At 60.0% G+C, this 16,175-nt stretch carries 13 protein-coding genes; 5 read left to right on the top strand and 8 right to left on the bottom strand.

Going from position 1 to position 16,175, the window contains the following annotated elements:
• Positions 1 to 161: 161 nt before the first annotated feature.
• From ACMXD4_RS10515 to ACMXD4_RS10485, 7 genes are all read right to left on the bottom strand, one after another.
• Complete coding sequence (locus ACMXD4_RS10515) at positions 162 to 962, bottom strand: 2,3-dihydro-2,3-dihydroxybenzoate dehydrogenase (protein ID WP_171695522.1); 801 nt, start codon at positions 960 to 962, stop codon at positions 162 to 164.
• Positions 959 to 3,022, bottom strand: a complete 2,064-nt coding sequence (locus ACMXD4_RS10510) for an MFS transporter (RefSeq protein WP_415880709.1) — start codon at positions 3,020 to 3,022, stop codon at positions 959 to 961. Before ACMXD4_RS10510 ends, ACMXD4_RS10515 begins: the two co-directional genes overlap by 4 nt.
• Positions 3,022 to 4,005 (bottom strand): FecCD family ABC transporter permease, encoded by a 984-nt coding sequence (locus tag ACMXD4_RS10505; RefSeq protein WP_415880708.1) that lies wholly within the window; start codon positions 4,003 to 4,005, stop codon positions 3,022 to 3,024. Before ACMXD4_RS10505 ends, ACMXD4_RS10510 begins: the two co-directional genes overlap by 1 nt.
• The gene (locus tag ACMXD4_RS10500) at positions 4,002 to 5,024 is read right to left on the bottom strand and encodes a FecCD family ABC transporter permease (protein ID WP_415880707.1); all 1,023 of its coding nucleotides are present in this window, start codon (positions 5,022 to 5,024) and stop codon (positions 4,002 to 4,004) included. The genes ACMXD4_RS10505 and ACMXD4_RS10500 overlap by 4 nt, the downstream gene beginning before the upstream one ends.
• Complete coding sequence (locus tag ACMXD4_RS10495; protein WP_415880706.1) at positions 5,021 to 5,929, bottom strand: ABC transporter substrate-binding protein; 909 nt, start codon at positions 5,927 to 5,929, stop codon at positions 5,021 to 5,023. Before ACMXD4_RS10495 ends, ACMXD4_RS10500 begins: the two co-directional genes overlap by 4 nt.
• Positions 5,930 to 5,955: 26 nt before the next feature.
• Entirely contained in the window at positions 5,956 to 6,756 is an 801-nt protein-coding gene (locus tag ACMXD4_RS10490; RefSeq protein WP_415880705.1) for a siderophore-interacting protein, read from the bottom strand.
• Between the two features lie 118 nt (positions 6,757 to 6,874).
• Complete coding sequence (locus ACMXD4_RS10485; protein ID WP_415880704.1) at positions 6,875 to 7,855, bottom strand: helix-turn-helix transcriptional regulator; 981 nt, start codon at positions 7,853 to 7,855, stop codon at positions 6,875 to 6,877.
• Between the two features lie 157 nt (positions 7,856 to 8,012).
• Between ACMXD4_RS10485 and ACMXD4_RS10480 the strand changes: the two genes are divergently transcribed.
• From ACMXD4_RS10480 to ACMXD4_RS10460, 5 genes are read left to right on the top strand one after another with little or no spacing between them, the layout of a single operon-like run.
• Positions 8,013 to 9,986, top strand: coding sequence for a TonB-dependent receptor domain-containing protein (locus ACMXD4_RS10480; protein WP_171695528.1), 1,974 nt, complete (start codon positions 8,013 to 8,015; stop codon positions 9,984 to 9,986).
• Between the two features lie 6 nt (positions 9,987 to 9,992).
• On the top strand, positions 9,993 to 11,216 hold the full coding sequence (locus ACMXD4_RS10475; RefSeq protein ID WP_171695529.1) for an isochorismate synthase: 1,224 nt from the start codon (positions 9,993 to 9,995) through the stop codon (positions 11,214 to 11,216).
• The gene (locus tag ACMXD4_RS10470; RefSeq protein ID WP_171695530.1) at positions 11,213 to 12,850 is read left to right on the top strand and encodes a (2,3-dihydroxybenzoyl)adenylate synthase; all 1,638 of its coding nucleotides are present in this window, start codon (positions 11,213 to 11,215) and stop codon (positions 12,848 to 12,850) included. Before ACMXD4_RS10475 ends, ACMXD4_RS10470 begins: the two co-directional genes overlap by 4 nt.
• The gene (locus ACMXD4_RS10465; protein WP_171695531.1) at positions 12,847 to 13,722 is read left to right on the top strand and encodes an isochorismatase family protein; all 876 of its coding nucleotides are present in this window, start codon (positions 12,847 to 12,849) and stop codon (positions 13,720 to 13,722) included. Before ACMXD4_RS10470 ends, ACMXD4_RS10465 begins: the two co-directional genes overlap by 4 nt.
• Positions 13,719 to 14,981 (top strand): condensation domain-containing protein, encoded by a 1,263-nt coding sequence (locus tag ACMXD4_RS10460; protein WP_171695532.1) that lies wholly within the window; start codon positions 13,719 to 13,721, stop codon positions 14,979 to 14,981. The genes ACMXD4_RS10465 and ACMXD4_RS10460 overlap by 4 nt, the downstream gene beginning before the upstream one ends.
• Positions 14,982 to 15,029: 48 nt before the next feature.
• Here ACMXD4_RS10460 and ACMXD4_RS10455 read toward each other — a convergent pair whose 3' ends face one another.
• Complete coding sequence (locus ACMXD4_RS10455; protein WP_415880703.1) at positions 15,030 to 16,169, bottom strand: XdhC family protein; 1,140 nt, start codon at positions 16,167 to 16,169, stop codon at positions 15,030 to 15,032.
• Positions 16,170 to 16,175: the final 6 nt, after the last annotated feature.

Below are 16,175 nucleotides of genomic sequence, written 5' to 3'. Positions count from 1 at the left end.
CATTTTCTCGGTTTATATTCAGGTTAAACAGCTTCGCTCATATCGGACATTCGTAGCCATCAGCATCGGGACCGCCATACCACTTTACGCGCAGACGAACCGCTCGAGTTTCAAACTTCTTACGGGCAATTCATCGTGGCCACACGCGGGCTATTTTGCCGTTAACCTAACGTCGCCCCACCATCGATCACTAAATCCTGAAGGGTGATATGTCCGGCTCGATCCGACAACAGAAACGCCACGGCGTGAGCTATATCGTCCGGTTGGGCCAGTTTGCCGAGCGGAATCCCCAGCCGATGTTGCGCCAAGCATCCTTCGATGACTTGCGCGGCGCTACCGGCACCGGCGCGCCAGAAGCGGCGCTGCATGTCGGTTTCGGTCGAGCCCGGCGACACCAGATTGCAACGAATGCCGTATTCCGCCAGTTCCAAGCCTAAACAGCGGGTGAATTGCGCGGCGGCTGCCTTGGATGCAGCGTAGGCCGCCATACCGGTCCTCGGCGTCGATGCGGCATTGGAACCAACGGTCACGATAGCCCCGCGCCGCCGCTCGCGCATCCGACGAGCTACCGCGCGGCTTAGCGCAAATACGCCATGACAGTTTACGGCAAAGCTTTCCAGCCAGTCCTCGTCACTGGCATCCACTCCATGACCGGGAAGTAGCACGCCGGCGACATTCACCAGATAGTCGATTTCGCCGATTTTGGCCTCGACTCCAGCGACTGCGGATTCCAGGCCGGCACGATCGCGTAAATCCAGCGCCAGCGGATATAGCCCCGGCATTGACTGGCAAACCTCACGCAAAGCGTCGATATCGATGTCTGCCGCAACCACGGTCAAGCCCTCGCCGGCCAACACGGTGGCTACCGCCTGGCCGATGCCGCGCGCGGCACCACTTACCAGTGCAACGCCGGGGCGCGAACCGAATCCGGCGCTAGGTGACGACTGTCTTGCCGGTTTCATGATTCGGCCGTGGGAACCGGCGTAAGATGATCCACCGTCGTTGTCGATGCCCCCTGCGACGCGCCGAAGCGGTGTAAGCCGGCCAGCAAGCACAAGCTCACGCAGGTGACACCTGCCGCCAGCCAGCCGACGCGTTCAAAATGCTGCAATACGGCACCATCCCCGCCGGTCATCAAGCCCGCGCACCAGGCTGCTAAACCGGATGCGGCCTCGGTGCTCGCGGTATTGACGGCCATGTAGCGGCCCCGCAACGGTGGCGGCACTCTGCCAATCAGCCAAACCGAGGCCGGAATAGCCCGAGTGGAGGTTAAAGCCATAAACAACACAAACACCAGCGTCGTTTGCCATAACGGCCCCGGTTGTAACTGAGTCAACCACAGATGCGGAATTATGCTGGCGACCATCAATACAGCCAGAATCCCGGCGGCACCGAAACGATCCACCGCACGGCCAATAGCGCGCGCCACAACGAAAGTCGCCAATCCGGCGCAAAGATAAATCCAGGACAAATCACGTAAATCAACACCCAATGTGCCGTTCAAATGCGCGCCCAGATAAGGCACGATCAGAAAACCGGCAAAAACGATGCAAAAGCTCAACACCCAACCCAAGGCCAGTGCCGGCGAACGCAAACTCCCGCGCCCGGCACCGACACTAACTGGTGACAGGGGTAAGGCCCGGTACAGTCTTAGCCACCACAAGGCAGACAGTGCCGCAACCACTAAAAAAGGAATTCTCCAGCCGCCCAACGCCGCCAATCCCAAGCCCGAGGGTACACCGATCACGGCACACACACCGAAGGCTGACATAATGGTACCGATGGCCTGGCCGCGGCGCTCGGGCTCGATGTGGTCGGCTATCATCGCCATCATGGTTGCGTTCATCAACCCGGCGCAAGCGCCCGCCAACGCCCGCGCGATCAGCAATTCGCCGAATTGCCCCGCAAGACCGCAAGCCAGCGTGGCGACCACAAATCCGGCGTACAAGGCCAACAAGGTGCGCTTGCGGTCGCCGCGATCAATCCATCGACCACCGACTAGGCTGGTCAGCGCCGAGGCCAGCGTATAGACACCAACCAGAGATCCGAAGCGCGCCGGACCCATATCGAAATCGCGCATCAGCGCCGCACCCAGCGGCATCAGCACCATATAATCAAGTAAAAGGGTGAATTGAAGTACCGCAAACAACAGCACTAAACGACGCTCCGCTAGGCTAGCCGACGCTTCGGCGGACGGGCCGACCGAAGCCATGCTCACAGGCAAAGGCTGCGCTTGCGGCAACGGCAAATCGGCTGGTCTTACCGGCACGACGACAGGTGTACCGTCGGGTGCGGTCAGGATATGGCTATCGATGCCGTAAAGCTGCCGCAATAAAACCGGATTCAATACATCCACCGGGGAACCGCAGGCCGCTAGTCGGCCGTGATCCAAGGCCACCAACCAATCCGCATGGCGCGCGGCAACCAGGTCGTGCATCACCACGACCACGGTGCGACCGGCATCCGCCAACGCCCGCAACAAGGCGATCAATTCCAACTGGTGCCCGGGATCAAGCATACTGCCGGGTTCATCCAGCAGCAGGACCGGTGTGGACTGAGTCAGCATCATCGCTATCCACGCGCGTTGCCGCTGCCCGCCGGAAAGTTTGTCCAACGGTTGTCCAACCAATTCCGTGAGGTCGGTAACACGCAAGGCCTCGCATCGGGCGGCCTCGTCTTCTGCTGACCAGCTCGCCATCCAATGCCGATGGGGGTGGCGTGCCAGCGCCAGCAAATCGTTTACCCTCAGTCCGACCGGCGCTTGCGGAAACTGCGGTAAAAAACCCACGCTACGCGCCAAGTCGGCGGTCGAGAATAGTCGCAAATCGTCTTCGCCCAGCTGGATACATCCTGAATCGGCTTGATGCAGACGAGCCAAGCAACGCAGCAAGGTGCTCTTGCCGCAGCCATTGGCGCCGACAATGGCGGTCACCCGTCCGGCCGGAATTTGCAGGCTGAGGTCGCGCAATACGGGTTCCGCACCATAGCCGGCGATTACTTGGTCAACCCGAAACGCCAACATTACCCGGCTCCGTAAGCTTTTGGCCGCATCAGCAACCACAATAAAAAAGGACCACCCAAAAAACCGGATACGACGCCGACGGGCACTTCGACCGGTGCGGCCACTATGCGCCCGAGCAAGTCGGCACCCGTGACCAGTACCGCACCGATACTAGCGGAATACCATACCGGTATGCCGCCGTCCGGCGACAATCGCTGTGCCAGCATCGGCGCGGCGAGCGCGACGAAGCAAATCGGCCCGCCGACGCCCACCGCGACGCCCGCCAGCGCGGCGGCCAGCATCAGCACGGTAAAGCGCAGCTGACCTAAATTGACCCCCAAACCGCGAATACTGTCGTCGTGCAGACATAACAGCGCCAAAGCGCGGGAGATGACCCAACAGGCTGTCAGCAAGATGCCGAGCAGCGCCGCAGCCACCGTGACCACAGGCCAGGCGCGTCCGGCTAAACTTCCGACACTAAACGCATACAGACCGGTGGCATGGAAGATGGGCAATGTCGCCAAGGCAATGTCAAAGCCGGCGCGCAGTAAACTGGCAATGCCCAGCCCGACCACGAGCACCCGGTAACCGCGCGTACCCACGCCGCCGGCGGCCAGCAAGGTGAATACAGCGGTGATCAGTGCACCCGCCACCGCACACCACCACGGGCCCAACAAACCGGACGGATTTAGCATCAAACTCAGGGCCAACGCCAGTAACGCACCGTCGTTGATTCCCAAAACATCGGGGCTGGCCAAGCGATTACGCGTCAAATTTTGCAATAGGGCGCCGGCGGCGCCGAGCCCGATGCCAACCACGAGTGCCGCACATAAGCGCGGCAAGCGAAATTGCGTGACCAGCGTGGACAGCCAGTCGGACCCTGGGCCAAACAAGCCGGCATACACTTGCGATGCCGACAAGCGTGGCGTGCCGGCAACCAGCGCGGCATAGGCCAACATCAGCAATAATGGTATCGGCGCTAGGCGGCGAACAGCCTTGGTCATCGCTCAGTTCCGGCCGGCATTAAAGCCAGTGTGGCGTCGCGATTTACCATCCAGATCAGCAAGGGAGCGCCGATGCCGGCCAATACGGCGCTAACTGGCGCTTCGAACGGGGCAAGCAACAAGCGCGAGCTTAAATCAGCCGACAGCATCAGCGCGGACCCCAGCAAAATAGAATAGGGAAGTTGGGAGGTGATCGTCACGCCGGCCAGCGTCCTGGCGCAATACGGAGCGATTAATCCCAAAAACGGAATAGGGCCAGCGAGTGCTACGCTGGTGCCGGTCAACAGTGCCACGACCGCAACCGCCCCCACCCTAGCCGGAGCGGGTCTCTGCCCAAGCGCGCGCGCCAGATCATCGCCCAAGGCCAGCGCCGATAACGGGCGCACCAGCGCCATGGCCGCCGTCAGACCGACGCCTATCAGCACCAGACCGGGCCAAAGTAAGCCGGCATGCGGATGGGCTAAGGAACCCAACAACCAAAACCGATAACGATCCAGATTGGCGGTGCTGACCAAGGCCAGCCACGCCGTCAGACTATGGCAGGTGGCGGTGAGCGCCAATCCGGCCAACACCAGGCGTAAAGGCGATGACTGGCCGCCGCCGGCACGCGCCAACAGCAACACCAAAAGACTGCCCAAGCTTGCCCCACCCAGTGCCCAGCCAATCTGCGCAGCAGGACTTTGCCCGGCAAACAAAGCGATACCGAGTGCCACCCCAAGTGCGGCGCCACTGTTGACACCCAACAACCCGGTTTCAGCGAGTGGATTGCGCGTGACGGTCTGCAACAAAACCCCGGCTGCGCCCAATGCCGCACCCAGGGCCAAGGCCTTAAGCAGGCGGGGCAGCCGCAATTCGCCCAGTACCAGATCGACATGGGCGTCGCCGGACGCCCCTAGCAGCCAATGCAGACTGTCTTGCCAGCCGACACCACCTGCGCCAAAGCTTAACGATGCGAAGGCCAACAACAGCACGGAAAGTGGCAGCAGAACACCTAAAAGGGCGGATTTAGGCGCCTTCACGATCCGCTCTCCACCGCGTCAAATGCCGATACCACATCTTCAAGGAGCGTTTTGGCAGCCAGCGGACCACCGATGACCGTCCATAAAGCCGCATCCACTTCGCGCACTCGATGCAGCCGCGCTGCCCGCAATTCCGCAAAAGCCGGTTCGTCTCGCAAGGCAGCGACGCCGTGCGGATCCGGTGCAAAATTACCGATGAACAACCAATCGCCGTCGATATCGGCCAATACTTCCCGGCTTAACGGCGCTCCATGTCCGGCACCGGGTTGACGTTGGGCAGGAGGCCGAGTCAAACCCAAATCTGTCAGAACCCGCCCGGCAAACGCATCGCCCAGCATATACATGGGTCCGTTAGGCGTAAGCCGAACAATGCTCACCGATTCACCCCAGTGCGCTTTCAGCTGCTCTCGCAGGCGGGCAGCCAGCGTACGATACTCTTCGAGTACTTGAGAGCAGGCCTGCTGCCGACCCATCGCATCCGCAATACGCCTCAAGCTGTCTTGCCAGTGTTCACCAGGATAAAAGCTGACTACGGTCGGCGCAATCGCGCTTAGTTGCTCCAGGAATGCGGGATCGCTCTGACCGCCGGCCAAGATCAAATCCGGGCGTAGCGCGACGATGCGGTCCAAAGACGGCTGGGCGAAATCACCTACGCTGTCTATCCCATTCACCCGTCCCCCCAAATAGCGCGGCGGGTGCTGGCTGCCGCGACCGTTGCTGGCACCGACAGGCCGGAGACCAAGCGCCAGCGCGGCGTCCAAATCCAACTCGCTCAATGCCACCACACGTTGCGCCGCTTGTGGCACGCTTACCGGTCGGCCGATGGCATCGATTAACTCACGAGCCCCCTGTTCCGGCGTAGCCGGCGGCGGGCCATCGCATGCTGCTACTAGTAATATCAGCACGATCCTTACCCTAAACATAGGTCTTTTCACGTATTCCCATCCATGCAGCGGTGCCGCTCGTCGTGGTAATCCTCTTCACTCCAACCCCGACACCAATAGGGCACTGTATAAAGAGACGCGGGGGATAAACCTCGTTCGCGCAGCAGGTATTGGCGAATGGCGAGCACAGAGGCACTCTCGCCGGCTATCGTCGCGAATACCCGTGCCTCCGCCGGCCAACGGATTTGGCGGACGGCGCCCGTCAGCGGGCTCGAAGCGCGCGCATGCAGCCAGTGCAACTGCACGCCCGGCGGATGCTGCAACACCAGTTGATCCGCCGCGTCCGTCACTTCGATCAAGGCCACTCCGCTTGCCGTGGCCGGTAGGGTTTCCAGTACCGCCGCGATAGCCGGCAGGGCGGTTAAATCGCCGGCCAACAAATGAAAATCGGCCGCGGCACTCGACAACGGGGGACCGCCCACGCCGGCAAGACCGATAATGTCGCCGATTGCGGCACGGATGGCCCAGCGCGAACCGGGACCGTCGTCGCCGTGCAGCACGAAATCGACATCGAGCAAATTCTCGGCAAAATCGACGCGGCGCAAGCTATAGGCACGCGCTACGGACCGGAAGCCGTCCGGCCACTGCGCGTCGCCGGTCGAGTTCGCGCCTGAAACAGGTAGCAGCAATTTGAGATGCGCGCCTGGCCCAGCATGAACGATGTCTTGCAAGGCCTCGCCGTGAAAACGGATTCGGCGTAAACGCGGGCCTAAACTGAGTGTTTCCCGTACAGTTAAGCGCTGAGGAACGCGGGTAAATCGGCTACGATGCGTACTAAGGGTCGTCATGCAAAAAATCGAGTGGTTAAGCTGACGTGTGATTATACGGTCGGCCACGGGCTAACTGGGACGCGGGGCCGTGGATTGAACGGCTGGCAAAACAGCGTGCATTTTTTGCAAAGATAGCTTAACAACGAGCGCGCAAGCTGCCGGGGGGAGTGCCAAATTGGCGCCGGAAAGCCGTTGCGAAGTTGCCGGCGTTGGTGTAACCGGCCAAATGCGCCGCTTCGCTGACGCTGACACCGTCGCATTCCAATGCGTGGCGCGCATGATCCAGCAGCCGGCGACGCTGATACGCGAACACACTACTGCCGGTGTATTGGCGAAAGTAGCGCTGCAGGGTACTGGGACTCATGCCGATGTGCTCGGCCAAGGCCTGCATCGACCAACCGTCGCCCTCTCCGCTATCGAGAAAGGCGCAAAATTCGGCCAATCGCCGCCGTTCGCGCGGCCTAAGCACGCACTCCGGCTCCCGGTGGCCGTCCGTCAGCGCCGCCAAAGACTCGGCGGCGATATCCAAGCAGCGACTTTCCAAGCATAGGCTCATCAGCGGCGTGCCGGAGGCGCACAATTCGAACACGCTAGCCGCCAAAGTCCGCAAGCGCGCAGACAATCGCCACTGTTGTGCCGCCAGATGGGTACCGCGCAAGTGGTTCAGCCCCGGGTGTGCGGATAGTACGTGTTCGTGCTCGGCCAGCCAGCGGGTACCAAACGCCAAACTCACCACCTTCCGCCGCGCGCCGCGCCGCAACTGACGGGAAAAGCACTCGCGCCGACTTAAAGCGACGACCAGTCCGCGACGATCGCCGCCTGCGCCTAGCAGATAACGTTGATCGCCGTAGCTTACATCCGCTTCGCCAGCCAGCGGCAACACGATCAACAACCCAGGCTGCAACATTCCCGTCACTTCCATATCGAGTTCGTCTCGCACATCTGACGCGTACAGCGACAAATCGGGCTGCAGCTGAAACTCCCGCAGCCGACCACTGACTATCGGGGAGCCGCTGGGAGCCAAGGATACAGCCGCACCTCCAGGGGTGCTTAGACCCGGTCGCGACAGGGCCGAGCAGTCGATCTTGGATGAGGTGATAGTTGATAGCCGATTCATAGGATTTTGCCCGAGTGATTCATGAATGATGTTCCAAGCCGTCATCTGCGCGGCCCGCAAAGGAATCCGGTTCCCCCGCAAACGCACGTATTTGCTTTGAGTCGGATAATAGCAGCCACTAATGTTAATGTAAATCATTCTTATTTGAAGACCAATCATGAAAACCAGCTCCCCTGTCGGTTCGAAACTTACCCTCCCCTTAACTTTCTTTTTACTCGCGGCAACCGAATACTCGGTGGCCGGCTCAAATGAAACGGACACGGATAAGACTGTCGTCATGGACACGATTAACGTGACCGGTAAAGCGGTCAAAACTGATAAAGACACCGAAACGGTGGAAGACACACCCTCGACGTCGATCAAGGATGTATTCGAAAAAAATATCTCGGTCGGCGTCGGCGGCCCTACCGCGACATCTCAAAAGGTGTTTGTCAACGGCATCGAGGAAACCAATCTCAACGTACAGATCGACGGTGCCCGGCAGGTAAACAATATATGGCATCACAACGCCAACCTGCTGATCGACCCAGGCGTGCTAAAAGCGGTCAGCGTGGATGCCGGCGTAGCAGCGGCGGACGCCGGCCCCGGCGCGCTAGGTGGCTCTTTGCGCTACGAAACCAAAGACGTCGATGACATGTTGCAGCCCGGACGGGATTACGGTGCGTTTTTAAGCGGCGGCTTCGCCAGCAACCTAGACACCTTTACCAAATCCGGCGCTGCCTACGGGCGGTATCGCGATGTCGAAGCCATGGGCTATGCCTCGCACGCCGAAGGCGGCAACTACGACGCCGGCAATGGTGATCCAGTCCAGGGCACCGGCACCAACCTGCTGAGCGCTTTAGGGAAACTAGCCTACACCGCGGAGGGCGGACACCGTTTCGAAGCCTCGGCTCAGCATCTTTCGGACGACGAAATTCGACCGTTCCGCGCCAATTTCGCCGCAGTGCGTGGTCAGACCTTATTGTCGGAAAATATCTTCAACCGCAATACCGCCAACTTCAAGTACAGCACCCGGCAGCCGAGCAAGTTTTACGATCCGGAGGTACGTTTTTACTATAACGATACCTCGCTTTCCCGACCGAATCGGAACGGCGGATTTCGTCCCGGCTATTTCGATTCCACCATCGAAAGCTTCGGGGCGACGGCGTTGAACCGCGTCAAAACGCCGTTGGGCGAACTCAGCGCCGGCATGGATTTTTATCAGGATCGGGCGCTAACCGATAACTTTCGCGATGCTTCGATGACCGAAACGGCCCGAAATTTAGGCGGATTCGCGCAATTACGCGGTGAGCCCGCCGACTGGCTCAAATTTTCCGGCGGCGTCCGTCTTGATTCTCAGGAATTCGAATCGGTAGACCGGAAACTGTTCGACAATACCGGCGCCAGCCCCAACGTGTCTATCGGCATCACGCCCTTGCCGGACTTGACGCTGAACGGCAGTTATTCCTATGTCTTCGGCGGCATCCAGCTGGCCGAAGCGGCACTCTTCCACACCATGCCGTATTCGGCTTATTCCGCCGATCTTGCAGCGCAACGCTCAACCAACGCCAAAGCCGGGCTCAGTTACCGCTTGGCAAGCGTTAAGTTTGAGGGCGAAGTGTTTTCGACCCGAATCCAAAATACGCCGGCATATCAAGAGGGCGACGACAGTTTCGTCCGGGTTAACGGCCCGGCAGTCAAGACCGAAGGTTTGAATCTAGGCGTAGGCTATCAACGCGCAAATGCCGATTTCGGCGCGCATTACACCAATACCGAAGTCAGCTACGATCATTCTCAACTCGGCACACTGGCATTCTACTTAGGCTCGCCCGTCGGCGAAATCATCAAGCTGCACGCCGCCTATGCGTGGCCGGAACTAGGTATAAAAACCGGGGTAAGTTCGGAAATCGCCCTGAAGTACCGCTTCGCACAGGATTCGGGCAATCGCGATCTCAACGGCTATCACACCTACAACGTATTTGCCCAATGGCAGCCGAATTTTTACCGCGGCCTGACGCTGCGCGCTGAAGTCAACAATCTCACCGATGAAGACTATACCGATCGCTACACCGCCGGTACGGCAGTCGGATTCATTACGCCGCTGCAAAATCCCGGTCGTAGCGTACTAGTTTCAACCAGACTGGAGTTCTGAATCCCTATGTATACCGACACGAGTCAGTTATTTTCCGTAAACGCCGCCACGACCGAACGGATAGGTAACGAGCAGCCCACGGCAATTGAGCTGCTGCATCGCTATGGCGCCGGCTCCAGTTTTTTCTTGGGCTCTCCCGAGCGTACCCTGCTTGGTAGCGGCATCCGGGCTCGGTTAACCCGCCGTCCCGGAGAGCCGACAGCCGACGCTCTGCAACGTTTGTTCGCCGATGTTGGGCAAAAAGACGATACGCCGGCTATTGCGGTGGGCGCGCTGCCGTTTGCTCCCGAAGCCGATCCGATATTGTTTATTCCTCAGCAAATGGCAACGGCGGACCGCCTCACGCGCCACGCAATAGCCAGGACGAAAGCGACCATACCCAGTTCTGTAACTCAAGAGCGGCCAACACCGGCGGTCTATGCCCAACAGGTACAACAAGCGTTGGACTTGATACGGCAATCGGCCTTAAAAAAAGTCGTGCTGTCCCGAATGCTGGAAGTGGTGGGCGAGAGCGATGTCGATCAGGCCGGCGTGTTACGCAATCTGGCGGCACGCAATGCAGCCGGTTACACCTTTGCCGTCGATTTGCCCAATGTATCGGAAGGTGTCCGCCGCTTGATCGGTGCCAGTCCTGAATTATTGTTGCGGCGCAAAGGCACACAGGTATTGGCCAATCCAATTGCCGGTACCGAACCGCGCAGCAGCGACCCTGGCGAGGATCTGGCGCGGTCCCGCCGCTTGTTGCACTCTGCCAAGGACCGCCACGAACACGCGCTAGTGGTGGCTGCCGTAGCGGACACCTTGCGGCCCTATTGCCGCACCCTAGAGGTGCCGCCGGTTCCGGAGTTGATTGCGACGCCCCGCGTCTGGCATCTTTCCACTCGGATCTGCGGACAATTAAGCCACTATGCCCCCAGCTCCTTTGACTTGGCCATAGCCTTGCACCCGACACCGGCCGTATGCGGCGAACCACGCGATCTGGCTCGCCAAGCCATTGAGCAATTGGAAGACTTTGATCGCGGCCTGTTCACCGGCCTGGTGGGCTGGTGCGACGCCAACGGCGACGGTGAATGGGCAGTGACGATACGTTGCGCGGAAATCGAAGCCAATCGCGCCAAGCTATTCGCCGGCGCCGGCATCGTCGCGGATTCCGAACCTTGGCGGGAAGTGGCCGAAACCTCGGCCAAATTTCGCACCTTGCTGGACGCACTGCAGGGGGACGGCGTATGACGGCATCCGATTTCACGCCGTGGCCGGACGAGTTGGTCAGGTCCTATCGCGAACAGGGTTGGTGGCAAAACCAAACCTTGGGCGCTTTGTTACGCGAATCGGCGCAGCGCTACGGTGAACGTATCGCGTTGGTCTGCGGCGCGCGGCGCTGGTCGTACCGCGAGCTCGACGAACGGGCCGATCAGTTGGCGACCGGGTTTGCGCAATTGGGTTTGCGCACCGGCGAACGTGTAGTGGTGCAATTACCCAACATCGCCGAGTTTTTTGCGGTGTGTTTTGGCTGTTTTCGCCTCGGTCTGATCCCGGTGCTGGCGCTGCCTGGGCATCGTCGCGCCGAAATCGCCGCGTTCTGCCAGCTGGCCGAAGCCGCCGCCTACGTGATACCGGATCGCCACGACGGATACGATTACCGCTTGCTAGCGCGGGAAACACTGGCATTGGCACCGTGTTTGCGCCACGTGATCGTGGCCGGCGCGGCGGAGGAATTCGTACCTTTGCAAAGCCTTTATGCGAAGCCGTTGGCGCTGCCGGACCAGGACCCAGCAGCGGTAGCGCTGTTACAACTTTCCGGCGGCAGTACCGGAACGCCCAAGCTGATTCCGCGCACGCACGACGATTATCTTTACAGTGTCAGGACCAGTGTGGATATTTGCGGTTTCGACGCCGCTACCGTGTATCTGGCGGCCTTGCCAGTCGCACACAACTTTCCGTTAAGTTCGCCCGGCACGCTGGGCACCTTATATTCCGGTGGCCGCATCGTGCTGTTGACTCGACCCGAGCCGGACGCAGCTTTTACGCTGATCGCCGCCGAAGCGGTCAGCCATGTAGCATTGGTGCCGTCGCTGCTTTTGGCGTGGCTGGAGCGCGCGACAAGTCTGCGTCCGCCGCTTGGCAGTCTGTGCCTGGTCCAGGTGGGCGGCGCCAGTCTGGCAGCGGAAGTCGCCGCCCGCATTAAACCGATATTCGGTTGCGCACTGCAGCAGGTATTTGGCATGGCTGAGGGTTTGGTCACTTACACTCAGCTGGACGACGATACCGATGTGGTTCTGGAAACCCAGGGCCGGCCTATGTCGCCCGGCGACGAGATCCGCATAGTCGACGACGAGGACCGAGTGCTGGCCGACGGCGAGACCGGCCATCTGCTGACCCGCGGTCCCTATACCATTCGAGGCTATTGGCGCGCCGACGAGTATAACCGCAAGGCATTTACCGTGGACGGTTTTTATCGTACCGGCGATTTGGTCAGGCGCCGCGCCGATGGCAGTTTACAGGTGATCGGCCGGAGCAAAGATCAAATCAACCGCGCGGGCGAAAAGATTGCCGCCGCAGAAGTGGAGCAGCATTTGCTCAGCCATCCGCGCGTACGCAACGCGGCACTGGTGGCTATACCGGACGAACGCCTGGGCGAACGCAGTTGCGCCTTCGTTGAATTGGCCAAGCCGGACTCAGACGAAGCGCCGGCGCGAATCGCGCTAGGGCTGAAATTGCACTTACGCGATCATTGCGGACTGGCCGCACATAAAATTCCCGACCGAATCGAATTCATCGACCGCTTACCGCTTACCGCGCCAGGCAAAATTGCGAAACCGCAGCTGCGGGCGCTGGCGCTTAACCTGACACGAACACCGACATGAGCATACCCCGCATCCCGCGATACGACCTTCCCGAACAACTACCGACCGGAAAAGCAAACTGGCGCTTGGACCCGCGCCGTGCCGTATTACTCGTGCACGACATGCAACAGTATTTTCTGGATTTTTTCGAACCATCCCAGCCGCCGATCCCGGCGCTTCTGCGCAACTGCACCGAACTGATCGCCGCCTGCCGCACTGCCGGCATGCCGGTTATGTACACTGCGCAACGCGGCGGACAGGCGCCGACCGAGCGCGGGCTGCTCAACGATTTTTGGGGGCCTGGCTTAGCGAACGATCCGGCGCTGGAACGTATTGTCGATGCTGTCGCACCCACCCCGGAAGACACGGTGTTCCCGAAGGCGCGCTACAGCGCTTTCAAGCGCAGCGACCTGGAGGCGCACCTGCGCGCGCTGGGGCGCGATCAGCTGGTGATTTGCGGCGTCTATGCCCATATTGGCTGTCTGATGACGGCGGCGGAAGCCTTCATGCTGGATATCCAAGCCTTTTTGGTTGGCGATGCGCTGGCCGATTTTTCACGCGAAGAGCACGAACAAGCCTTGCGCTATGCCGCTGGACGCTGTGCCTGCGTTCTCAGCACTCGCGATGCAATGGCCGCTTTGGAATCGCTTAGTCCCAGCCTGGACGCATTACGTCTCGAAATTGCGGAAGCGATGGCAATCAACCCGGCTCTATTGGGCGATGACGACGATCTATTGCTGATGGGTTTGGATTCGCTGGCGCTGATGACATTGATGCAGCGTTGGCGCCAACGCGGATTCGCTGCCGAGTTCGCAGAGTTGGCGCCGTTGCCGACACTGAGAGCCTGGCACGCTTTGTGGCAGGACGCCGCCGCGAAGGCAGACAGACGATGATACGCAGTCAACCCGGTCTGCCCTTAACCCAAGCACAGACAGGTGTCCTGCTTGGTCAACAACTCGCCGGCGAAGCCAGCGTCTTTTACGCCGCCGAATACACCGAACTAGACGGCCCCCTCGATTACGAATTGTTTACACAGGCCCTGCAGGCTACGTTGCGCGAAGCTGTCGCGCTGCAGGTCCGCATCGTCGAGATAGACGGGGCCTATCGGCAGCAGCGCGTCGAGCATCGCCCGCCGACTTTGGCGGTAGCGCCCGCCGAACAGCTTAGCCAGACGGCATTCATGGCCGAACTGTTCGGGCAACTACAACAAGCCTTCAATCCCGCCGCCGGCTATCTTTATGAGCATAAGCTCTATCGCCGGGGGGCTGAGCGCCACGTCTGGCTACATCGCGCGCACCACCTGCTGCTGGACGGCTACGGCTTCCAGCTCATTGCACGGCGAGTTGCCGTTTACTACGAGGCGCTGCTATCCGGCAAGCCTTTGGCAGCGGCAGCTTTTGGCACCCTGGACGCCATTTTGGAAGTCGATCAGGCCTATCAGAATTCATTTGATCGTGAGGACGACCGCCGATATTGGCTCGCCGAACTAGCCGGGTTGCAACCCAAGTCCCTGTCCCCCCATCCCACGCCCGGAATCGGCCGCGGCCGCCGATTCAGCGGGGCCTTGCCGGATGCGGTGTGCCTGAGCCTTAAGCAGCGTGCACTGGAGCTGGAATTGAGTTGGCCGGAGTTATTGATTGTCGCTTTTGCCGGCTATTTGGCGCGATACGGTTACGGTCGCGACACGGTACTGGGCCTGACTACGATGCTGCGCGCGTCGGGGGCGGTTGCCCGCACTCCGTGCAGCGCCATGAACGTCATGCCCTTGCCGTTCCGGCAGGTCGAGGAACTGGATCTAGCCAATGCGGCTCGCCGCCTGCGCCGGGATTTAGCCCGACATAGACCGCATCAACGTTACCGTTTCGAGCATTTGGAATTCGATCTGGAAGATGCCGGTTATCCGCGCGGCCTGCTCGGCACCGAGATCAATGTCATGCCGTTCGAGCCACCGTCCCATTTCGGACCCTGCCGAGCCCTCACTCATACCTTGGCGGCAGGGCCGGTGGAAGATCTGGCTGCGGTGTTCATGGCCCGAGGCGATGCTATTGTCCTTGATCTGGATGGGCGCGAGGAAAATTACGACCAGCCAACGTTGCGCAGACATTGGCTAGGCATAACCGATTATCTGGCGCAAGCGTTGGAGTCGTCTTAGTCGTCAGGCCCAGCCCGGATAACCCAAATTTAGCCTTATACTCCGGCCTCACCGAATTGACTGGGCTTGGCTATGGCTGCATTCATGCTTGATAGCGACTACGTCATAGCCTAATTGCAAGCCGCTGCGGCCGCTGAGCTGCGCATGGATGCCCGCCACGATAGACAACGCAATTTCTTCCGGCGTTTGCGCGCCTATATCCAGTCCTACCGGGCCGAATACCCGTTCGGCTATCAGCGCGGCATCGTCGCCCAGGCTGTGCAAGAGCCGCTGCTTGCGATGCGTCGGACCTAGCAGTCCGATAAACCCCGCCCGAGAGTGGACGATGGCTTGCAGAAAGCGTTGGTCGTATTCGATGTTGTGGGTCATCAGCATAATGGCGTTGAAGCGATGCAAATCCAGCTGATCCGCCACCTGTTCCGGGGTCAGATGCAATAATTGATCGGCTAAAGGAAAGCGCTCGGGCTTGATATGCGCGGGCCGGTGATCGACCAAGGTCACGCGCCACCCCAGGGATTTGGCACAATTCACCAGCGGTATTGCGTCGGCCCCAGCGCCGAACATCAGCAACTGCCAAGGCGGTTGCACCGGATCGTAAAAGACTTTGATGTCCAGGCCGTCAAGCGGATGAGTTTCGATGCGCGGTTTTTGTTGCAAGGCCGTTTGCAGCGCCGCTGTGGCGGAGGGGAACGGCGCGCTGGATAATATCGGCTGTTCCCCGACAATGGCGGCCGGCAAGAACTGGCTGCGCCCTGCCGGAAAATCCGCATGCGCGGACTCGAACACCGTAACCAATACTCCATGCGCTTGCGCTTCGGCGGCTTCGACCAGCAGATTCAAGGGACTAAATTCTTGCTCAGCTTCTAATAACTGCAAGAAAACCCGAACAGCGCCATTGCAACCCAAGCCCAAACCCCAAATCGCATCTTCCCCGGAACGCATATCGTAAAACAGGGTTTTGGCTGCGCCGGTTTCGAACACCGATCCGGCCTGCTCCACCAAGTCCCGTTCGAAGCAGCCGCCACCCAGCAAACCGACCAACTCGCCGGCCTGGGTAATCAGCATCCGCGCCCCGGCCTTTTGGTAGGTCGAGCCAAAGGTTTCGATAATGGTCGCCAGCACGCTGTCCTGCTGGTCGCGTTGCAGTTGCCTATAGGCTTCGAGCAGATGATTGATTTTATTGGCCATGATTTA

The organism is Methylomonas sp. TEB (assembly GCF_047777895.1).
Lineage (GTDB): Bacteria > Pseudomonadota > Gammaproteobacteria > Methylococcales > Methylomonadaceae > Methylomonas.
This window is presented reverse-complemented; position numbering and strand designations above follow the sequence as displayed.

Excerpts from the sequence above, each read along its gene's own strand:
- ACMXD4_RS10515 (WP_171695522.1), bottom strand. The coding sequence starts at position 962 with ATGAAACCGGCAAGACAGTCGTCACCTAGCGCCGGATTCGGTTCGCGC.
- ACMXD4_RS10460 (WP_171695532.1), top strand. The coding sequence starts at position 13,719 with ATGATACGCAGTCAACCCGGTCTGCCCTTAACCCAAGCACAGACAGGT.
- ACMXD4_RS10505 (WP_415880708.1), bottom strand. The coding sequence starts at position 4,005 with ATGACCAAGGCTGTTCGCCGCCTAGCGCCGATACCATTATTGCTGATG.
- ACMXD4_RS10465 (WP_171695531.1), top strand. The coding sequence starts at position 12,847 with ATGAGCATACCCCGCATCCCGCGATACGACCTTCCCGAACAACTACCG.
- ACMXD4_RS10470 (WP_171695530.1), top strand. The coding sequence starts at position 11,213 with ATGACGGCATCCGATTTCACGCCGTGGCCGGACGAGTTGGTCAGGTCC.
- ACMXD4_RS10455 (WP_415880703.1), bottom strand. The coding sequence starts at position 16,169 with ATGGCCAATAAAATCAATCATCTGCTCGAAGCCTATAGGCAACTGCAA.
- ACMXD4_RS10485 (WP_415880704.1), bottom strand. The coding sequence starts at position 7,855 with ATGAATCGGCTATCAACTATCACCTCATCCAAGATCGACTGCTCGGCC.
- ACMXD4_RS10510 (WP_415880709.1), bottom strand. The coding sequence starts at position 3,022 with ATGTTGGCGTTTCGGGTTGACCAAGTAATCGCCGGCTATGGTGCGGAA.
- ACMXD4_RS10490 (WP_415880705.1), bottom strand. The coding sequence starts at position 6,756 with ATGACGACCCTTAGTACGCATCGTAGCCGATTTACCCGCGTTCCTCAG.
- ACMXD4_RS10475 (WP_171695529.1), top strand. The coding sequence starts at position 9,993 with ATGTATACCGACACGAGTCAGTTATTTTCCGTAAACGCCGCCACGACC.
- ACMXD4_RS10480 (WP_171695528.1), top strand. The coding sequence starts at position 8,013 with ATGAAAACCAGCTCCCCTGTCGGTTCGAAACTTACCCTCCCCTTAACT.